2 protein-coding genes are annotated in these 2,106 nt (G+C 73.6%); both read right to left on the reverse strand.

The features are described 5' to 3' along the window. Positions 1–166 precede the first annotated feature (166 nt). A complete protein-coding gene (locus ACIHEI_RS21735) occupies positions 167–901 on the reverse strand; it encodes a nucleoside/nucleotide kinase family protein (protein ID WP_396607751.1) in 735 nt (244 codons plus the stop codon). An 11-nt stretch (positions 902–912) separates the two neighbouring features. After that, positions 913–1,851: an LD-carboxypeptidase gene (locus ACIHEI_RS21740; protein ID WP_396607752.1), complete on the reverse strand. Its 939-nt coding sequence runs from the start codon at positions 1,849–1,851 to the stop codon at positions 913–915. Between the last annotated feature and the right edge of the window lie 255 nt (positions 1,852–2,106).

Below are 2,106 nucleotides of genomic sequence, written 5' to 3' on the forward strand. Positions count from 1 at the left end.
GCGAATCCGCCGCAATCTCCGAAAACGCGCACAGCAAATACGAACGGAGACGCGAAAAGGACGCGACCCGTCACGGATCAACTGGGTGGTTCTCAAGGATTGGCCGCCCCGGGACCGTCCACACAGATTGCGTGTCCGGTGCTCCCTGCCGAGCGACTAGATAACACTACGCCGATCTGTGGGCAGGTGCAAACGCGTCTGTGCGGACCACCCAGTCGCAGGCCCACCGGGCCGTCTCGACGTACTCGGCGTTGGGCTGGTCGTTGGTGTCGATCCGTCGGCGCGCGGTGGAGTGGCCCTGGCCCCCGGCGGTGTGGCGGGCGAGGAGGCGGGCGTCCCGGGTGGGGTGGTCGGCATCGATGTACCAGAGCTCGCGCAGCAGGGCCCGGGCGTTCGTCCACGGGGTGACGGGGGTCGCGAGGTAGTTGCCTTCGGTCACGACCAGGCGGGTGCAGGGGCGGATCAGGTGGCGGGCGGCGACGGGTTCGTCCAGGGTGCGGTCGAAGTCGGGGACGTAGATGTCGTGGAAGCGGTCGGCGGCGACGCGCTGGACGAGGGCGAGGTAGCCGAGGGCGTCGAAGGTCTCGGGGGCACCCTTGCGGGCGCGCAGGTCGAGGCGGTCGAGCTGGGCGTTGGAGAGGTGGAAGCCGTCCAGCGGGAGGTAGGCGGCGGTGTCGGGGCCCTCGTGGCGGTTGATCTCGTCGATCAGTCGGCGGGCGAGGGTGGACTTTCCTGCTGCGGGCGGTCCGGCCAGGCCGAGCAGTACTCGGCCGGTTCCGCTGCCGGGACCGCGGAGCAGACCGAGCGCCCGGGCCACTGCGGCCGCCGTCGGGTCCGGCATCGGCTCGACGGCCGGTGCGGTGGTGGAGGTGCCTGCGGCGGGGATGCCTTCGACGTGCATGGCCCGCAACCCTACGCATCAAGAGGGGCGATGAGAGCGGGCGCGTCGAGCGTGAGCGTGGCGGCGTCGGCGTCGGCGTCCAGCGTGGCGGGCACTCCGAGCGGGACGGTGAGGGAGGACGGTCCGTGGCCGAAGCCGAGCTCCCCGACGACCGGGACCCCGACGTCGCCGAAGTGGTCGAGCATCACGGCACGTACGGCGTCGAGCGGTCCGCAGAGCTCCCAGGAACCGAGGACCACGCCGGCCACTCCCTCCAGGGCTCCGCTGCGTCGCAGCTGGGTGAGGATGCGGTCGAGTTGGTAGGGCTGCTCGTTGATGTCTTCCAGGATGAGCAGTCCGCCCGCGAAGGACGGACGGGCGCCGGGGGTGCCGCGGTCGGCGGCGAGCAGCGAGGCGCAGCCGCCCATCAGGACGCCGTGGGCGCGGCCGGGGACGAGGGTCTCGGCGTCGGGTCCGGTGAGGACGGTCGTGGTGGCCGGCTCGAACAGGGTGCGGCGGAGGTGTTCGGCGGTTGGGGTGTCGGTGCTGAAGACGCCGACGCCGGGCATCGGGCCGTAGAAGGTGGGGACGCCGAGCTGCTGGGCGACGGCCTCGTGCAGGACGGTGATGTCGCTGAACCCGATCAGGGGTTTGGGTGGGACGGCACGCATCGCGTCCCAGTCGATGAGGTCGACCATCCGGTGGACCCCGAAGCCGCCGCGCACGCAGAGGACGGCGGCGATGTCGGGGTCGAGCCAGGCGGCCTGCAGGTCGGCGGCGCGGTGGGCGTCGGTGCCGGCCAGGTGCGGAAGGGTGGGGTGGATGTCGTGGACGTGCGGGAGGACGACCACCTCCAGGCCCCAGGACCGGAGGATGTCCGTCCCGAGGGCGAGCCGGTCGGGGTCGAGGACCGCGCCGCTGGGGGCGACGAGGGCGATGCGGTCACCGGGACGGAGCGGGCGCAGGGGCATCGGGAGCCTCCTTCGGGTGTGGGACGCGAGTGGGCTCGGGGCGCGGCGCGTGGGCCGATGGCGGTCTGCCTGCTGACGGTATCCCCCGGCGGTGAACTCTCCACCCCGGTGCGGTTACTACCGATCCGTCGGAACCCCATCCGCCGGGCGTGGGGGGGGGGGGGGGGGCCGGGGGGGGGGCCCGGGCCCGCCCCGGGCGGGGGGGGGGGGGGGCGCCGCCGGGGGGGGGGGGGGGGGGGGGGGGGGGGGGGGTCG

This window comes from Kitasatospora sp. NPDC051984 (assembly GCF_044593455.1).
Lineage (GTDB): Bacteria > Actinomycetota > Actinomycetes > Streptomycetales > Streptomycetaceae > Kitasatospora.

Coding starts and splice junctions, on each gene's coding strand:
- ACIHEI_RS21735 (WP_396607751.1), bottom strand. CDS start 901: ATGCACGTCGAAGGCATCCCCGCCGCAGGCACCTCCACCACCGCACCG.
- ACIHEI_RS21740 (WP_396607752.1), bottom strand. CDS start 1,851: ATGCCCCTGCGCCCGCTCCGTCCCGGTGACCGCATCGCCCTCGTCGCC.